General features: G+C 56.7%; 2 protein-coding genes and 1 pseudogene. All 3 read right to left on the reverse strand.

What is annotated here, in order from left to right; translation table 11 throughout:
- Nucleotides 1-64: 64 nt before the first annotated feature.
- A complete protein-coding gene (locus Q0106_RS02465) occupies nucleotides 65-355 on the reverse strand; it encodes a VOC family protein (protein WP_297608424.1) in 291 nt (96 codons plus the stop codon).
- Nucleotides 356-556: 201 nt separating this feature from the next.
- Nucleotides 557-5,587 carry an autotransporter domain-containing protein gene (locus Q0106_RS02470; RefSeq protein ID WP_297608426.1) on the reverse strand — a complete coding sequence of 1,677 codons (5,031 nt, stop codon included), beginning with the start codon at nucleotides 5,585-5,587 and terminating at the stop codon, nucleotides 557-559.
- 27 nt (nucleotides 5,588-5,614) lie between these two features.
- Nucleotides 5,615-5,713, reverse strand: a pseudogene (locus Q0106_RS11855) (ESPR-type extended signal peptide-containing protein); the annotation flags it as partial.
- Nucleotides 5,714-6,000: the final 287 nt, after the last annotated feature.

Genomic DNA, 6,000 nt, shown 5'->3' on the forward strand with positions numbered 1-6,000 from the left:
GGACGTAGAAGCTTTCCATCGGGCCGTTTGCGCCTGTGCGTTCGCCGATGTCGCATTCAATCTCCTAGCCGGCACGGGCAATCTCATTTCTCGCAATCTCAAGAGCCATACTTGCCGGAAATTCGTTTTCTCTCAGCCTGAGACAGATGTCGAGCGATCCGGACGTCGGGACGCCGGCGGCAGGCAGGAATTCGCCCGGGCGGCAATGAATCTTGATGGCGGAGTCGCCGAGATGGATGGTCCAGCGGCCGTTACTCTCGGAGCACGGGATGCCGAGAAGGTCCCGGTAGAAAGCGAGACACTTGTCGAGATTTCGGGTCGTGAGGACGACGTGGTCGATGCATTGAAACTTCATGGGTGCTTATACCTTCGATTATGTCGAATAAACCATATTCTTCAGTAGAGATGCGGCATCTTAACCCGAGTCGTACCGATCTTCGCATTTGCCGATGCCGGAACTGAAGTTCGGCACATAAAAAATGGGGGCGTCCCGATTGGGAACACCCCCGAAGGTTCAGCTGATTTCGTCAGCTTTCTTTAGGCTCTGATCACATGATCAGAAGGCATAGCGAACGCTTGCCTTGAGCGCATGATTTCCGCGGTCTTCCGCACCGAAGCCGAAACGGTAGTCGAGGCCCAGGGACAAATTGCCGCTCACGGCGGAAACGCCGAACTGAGCGCGGCCGAGCGCATCGTCGATCATGTTCGAAGCGACATTCACGCCTGCAATGGTCGCATCAACTTCCTTGTCGCCGAGCTGCGGGACGACCGAGAGATCGAACCTCGGCGCAACAGTCCAGCCTTCAGCGCTGAAGTTCGTGCTGACGGCAAAGCCGACCGGCGATTCAACGAGATTCACGTCGTTCGTGTCGCGATCCTCAAGATCATCCGAGGAGATCCGCGAATAGCGAAGGCCGATGTAGGGGACTACCTGAATGCCGGCATCGTATGCGAGGTAATCCGCCCGAACGCCGAAGGTATAAGCAGAAGCATCAACCTTCTCATGAGCGTAAGCGCCCTTGAGATCATTCGTAGAGGCAAGATAGCCGGCATCCGCCTTGAGGCTCAGCTTCCCAAAATCATGGGCGGCGTAGGCGGCAAGGCCCCAGAAGTCGGCGTCATTCTTCTGCGAGAAGACCGAGTCCTCAGCTTCCGCATCCGCAGTTCCGACCGTAAGGGCCGCACCGAAACGGGTGCCGCTCGCGGCGGCATAATCGCCGCCGAGGACGCCCCCGTAGATGTCGGCGCTGTAACCGGAGCTGCCGTAGAGCGTGTCAGCCTTCGTGCGGGAAGCATAGACATCTGCCCAGACGCTGAAGCCCTCGCGCGGTGCTTTTTCAAGCATGCGGCGGGCAAGCGAATCCGTGAATTCCGCCTGCGCATCATAAAGAACGTTGTAGATGCCGGACGTGACGGCCGCATTCGCGAATTCCTGAACGGCATCCTCACCTGCAGCAGTCAGATGGTAGCCGTCGCCATCAACCGTGGAGAGGCGGTCATCTGAGCCGATCCGATCAAGGAAGCCCGCCGTAAAGGCGCTCATGCCCTGCTCATAGAGCCCCGAAATGATCCTGCTCCCGGTGCTCGCGGGATCCGCGAGCGCGAGGGCGTTCGCAGTAACCGTTCCCTTACCGGAGTCGACCGTGAAGGTCACGAACTTGTTCTTCGTGAAGAAGCTGTCGGCGTCCGCGGTGAGCTCGCCCGTGGCGATCTGATAGGACGCGCCGGTTTTCTGCACGTTCGTGAGGTAAACGAAGGCATTTTCGTCAACCGTTACGGCCGAGGCATCGAAAACGGCACTCTGACCGATCGCAGCGGTATCGATGATTGTGAGCGAATTGGCCGCAAGGGTGACGGTGCCTGCAGCGAGCTGGCTGAAGTCGAAGCCCTTTTGAGTCGTCTGAGCGCCGTCGACGGCAATGGCACCCGTTACCTTGACGGGGCTCGCAACATGAAGAACCGCAGTGATGCCGTCCTTGCCGTAGGCTTTGCCGGTTTCAGCCGCGTAGGCGACCGCCGCACTCTTCTCGGCTCCGATAACTGCCATGGAGTTCTGACCGACGAGGAGCTTTGCACCGAGCGTATTCTTCTCAAGATTTTTGACGACGAGCACTGATCCGGAGCCGTACTCCGCATCATCGAGCCATGCAGGGTCGAGGAAGATCGTGCCGCCCGTCATGCCGAGCGTCGCAACTTCAAGAAGGCCCGCAGCGCCGGCGACATCCGCGCCGACCCGCACATTGCCCGTGCCGACGAGTTCATCCGCTTCGAAGGTGGCTGCCGCCTGATCGGCAATCACAAGGTCGCCGTTGAGCGTGACCTTTTCTGCGCTGAGCGCCCCCTGGGCGACAGACGCAGTGCCTGACTTCTCAACACTGATGTCTCCGGCAGTGAAGCTGCCTTTCTGGAGAAGAAGTTCGCCGCCCGCTTCAACCGTAGTGTCGGCATTGAGGCGTCCGTGCGCATCGTCGGCGCTGCCGAGCGCAAGCGTGGCGTCCTTTTGAATCACAACGGACTTGATGTTCTCGCCCTCGATCAGATCGATGTCGGCTCCGGCAGCGGTATCGCCCGCAAACGTGAGCTTCACGCTGGTGCTTTCCGTGCCGTTGCCGGTGAGAACGACTTTTTCAGCTTCAGTGGAGATGCCCTTCACGATGGCATCCTTATCCGTCTTGCCCGACTGAATGATCGCCGTATTGGTGCCGGGGTTGTCCACCTTGGCTTCGACGATCTGGCCGGTAACCGCGAGGTTCCCGTCAACGACGTCGTCGATGTCAATCTTGTCGTCATTGTCGAGGACGAGTGTTGATCCGACGAGGGAGAGTTTTGTACTGAAGGTATCTGCGCCAGAATTCAGAACCTTCTGCCAGGCATTGAGCTGAGAGACCGTATAGGTTTCAAGTGACGGATCCGTAAGCTCGACCACGCCGCCCGCGAAGGTGAAGCCGCTCTTCAAAGCCGTCATGTCGGTCGTCGTGAAGATTGTTCCTGTCTGGGTGCGGAGCGTGCCGTTATCGAGTTTGAAATCGGATCCGGTGCCGACAACGGACACCGATTTGATGTCCGCCGTGCCGGAGATGGTGGCTTTGGTGCTGTTTGTGAGCGTCAGGGAGTCAATGCGGGCAAGTGCGCCCTTACTGACGACGAGAGATGCCTTCGTATCCTTGATGCCCTTGTGAAGAGCATCTGAAGCGCCATCCTTCGTCTGCGCGTCAAATGCGGCGGCAAGTGAAGTCAGGGTCAGGGAATCCGCGGCGAGCGTGCCTCCGGATACCGTGATGGCGTTGCCCGCAGTCCAGGCGGATGCCACCTGCATGGTGCCGGCGGTCACGGCCGTTGTGCCGAAATACTTGTTGAGCGAGGAGTTGATGAGAAGCGTGCCGTCTCCCGCTTTCGTGAGCGTGGAAACGCCGTCCTGGGTATTGAAGCTCGCAGTAGAGGGCAGGTCGCTCGCAATCGAGTCGGCATTCGCGTCGCTGCTGCCAGCGGCTCCGAGCGTGAGCGTCTTTCCGGCGCTCACATCAAATTCGGCCGTGGACCCGCGCTGCAGCATCAGGAAGCCGCCCGCAGCCATCGGGCTCACATAGCCGTAATTCTGGAAAAGCGGATCTTCCGCCTGAGCAGACTTGATGGTGTTTCCCGTGTAGGCCATGTCCTGTGTGGCGACAATCCTGACGGAAGCAGCCATTCCCTTCTTCTCGGCGGAGACAACCGAACCGGTGCTGTAGTCCGCCGCGATCGCGCCTCCGGTCGCTGCGGCCTTGCCGTTCGTGCCGGAGTAGTCCACGACGTTATTCGTGAAGAGAACGTCGGTAAATGTAGCCTCAACGCCCTTGACGGTGATGGCCGCGCCGCCAAGCGATTGCTGCGTCAGCTTGGAGAGATCGCCCGTAGCTACAACGCTGTTGCCTTCGTAAGCGCCGCCTGTCTGGGTGAAGGTCTTATTCAGTCCCCAGCCCTGGACGTAAACCGCGCCGCCGCCTTCAGCATAGCCGGCAGAAGTTTTGACGGAATTTCCGCGGAAAACTGTGTTCTCAATCACCGTGTCCGAGCCTCGGATGAAGAGCGCGCCGCCCGCATAGTCTGTCGTCGACTCTGCAGCGTTTTCGCTGAAGACGGAATCTCTGATGGTGACCGTCTCTTTATTGGAAAGCTCCCAATCTCGATTGTTGACTTCGATTGCGCCGCCGCGCTGGGTTGCCGTGTTCTTCTCAAACGTGGAATCAGTCACAACCAGCGAGCTGCCGTTCTGGCCGGCTCCGCCGTCAAGGAATACGCCCGCGCCTCGGACGCTCTTCTGATTGGAAATGCTGACGCCCTGAAGCTCAACCGTGCCGCCCTGAAGATTCGCAGTAGGGAAGGCAATCAGAGACTGATTTTCTGCCGTCTGAGTGTCGAAAGTTTGCCCGGAGAAAGTGACAAGCGCGTTGGAGGCGAGCGTGACCTTGCTGAGGTCGAAATCCTTGCCCGTGATCAGCACCTGTCCGCCGTTGCCGCCGAAAACAATGCTTCCGCTGTCATTAACAACGTCGTCGTTGCTTCCCCCCGCAGATCCGTCATATTGAGCCGCTTCCTTCACCGTCGTGAAGCTGAAGTTCTCAAGCGCGAGAACGCCGCCATCGACTGTTACCGTATTGGCAATGGCCCAGTCGGAAGTCACCTGGAAGGTGCCGGCGTTAACATTGACAGTGCCGAAATAGTCGCTCATGCGGCCGTGCATGAGGAGCGTGCCTGCGCCGACTTTGTTGATGACGTTGTTGGCGTGCCCGGCAGTTTTTAAGTAGACCGAACTCGCGATGCTGTCCATGTTCTTATCGGTCTTCCAGGCGTCGCGAGTACCGATGGTATAGGTCACGCCCTCAGCGATGTCAAAATTGGCCGTGACATCGCGGTCCATGAAAAGGAAGCCGCCGGCCGTGGGAATTTTGGTTGTGTAGCCGTCCGTGAAGGGATGGCTGAGGCCGCTTTTAACCGTATTGCCGCTGCTGACGAGCCCATTTTCTGTTGCAGAGAAAGTCAGCGTCGCTTTGTAGTTATAGGTGCTTCTAGTGGAGTCGACAAAGATTGCGCCGCCAGCCGCAGAACCGCCGCCGTACGCGGAAGAATTACTGGTGTTTTTGTCTGCGCTGGAAGCATGAGCCGTATTGCCGGTAAAAACGGTATTCCTAAATGTCGTTTCGCCGCCCTTGATCATCAAGGCTCCGCCGTATGCGCTGGCTCTGTCCGCTTGATTTGAGGTCGTCAATACGAGGTTATCGGCGAAGGTGACGCTAGTAAAGTTGTGGCGCGTGTTTTCATGTTCTGTCTTGCCGTTGGAAGAAAGATAAAACGCGCCGCCCTGTGCATCAAACTGATATTGATTTTCCGCGCGAAGCTGATTGCCGCTGAATATCTGGTTGGTTGAGTAGATATGTTTGTTTTCATAGAGGTAGTTGCCGCCGTAGAGGTTGCTTCCACCGGTTGCTACCTGAAGGACTACATTCTGATGCCCTTCAAGAACGACGGTTTCAAGATCGGCCGCCGCCGCTTGCGCTGCAGAGACGCCGCCGATCGTAGCGAGAACGGCGCCGGCGAGCACAACGTTCATTTTCGGTTCAGAGGCAGATTCAACCGTTTTACATCCACCGCCTTTTTGTATGGAACTGCTCAGTTCATTTACAACCATCAGCGCGTTTCGCGCTTTGCTGAAGATAACCCGGTAGGCGGAGTTCATCTTAGTTCATCTCCTCAAAATGAGAATGAATATCAAAGATGGTAATTTTATCATATTTCTTTAAAATCTAGGGGAGTGGGTTATCCCTAATATTTGGGTAAACGAAGATGGCGGGTACTGAAGTCCAATAGTTTATATATTTAAAAAATATGAAAAAATTAAATTATTTGTTTCATCATTTGTATTGAGTACATCAACAAATCCTGAGGAATGAGATTGCGTCGTTTTTAAACGTAAGGATCCCATCCGTACGAAAACGCAAAAAATTTGGGCGCTCGGTAGAGCGC

Source organism: uncultured Sutterella sp., assembly GCF_937923675.1.
Lineage (GTDB): Bacteria > Pseudomonadota > Gammaproteobacteria > Burkholderiales > Burkholderiaceae_F > Sutterella.

Coding starts and splice junctions, on each gene's coding strand:
- Q0106_RS02465 (WP_297608424.1), bottom strand. CDS start 355: ATGAAGTTTCAATGCATCGACCACGTCGTCCTCACGACCCGAAATCTC.
- Q0106_RS02470 (WP_297608426.1), bottom strand. CDS start 5,587: ATGAACGTTGTGCTCGCCGGCGCCGTTCTCGCTACGATCGGCGGCGTC.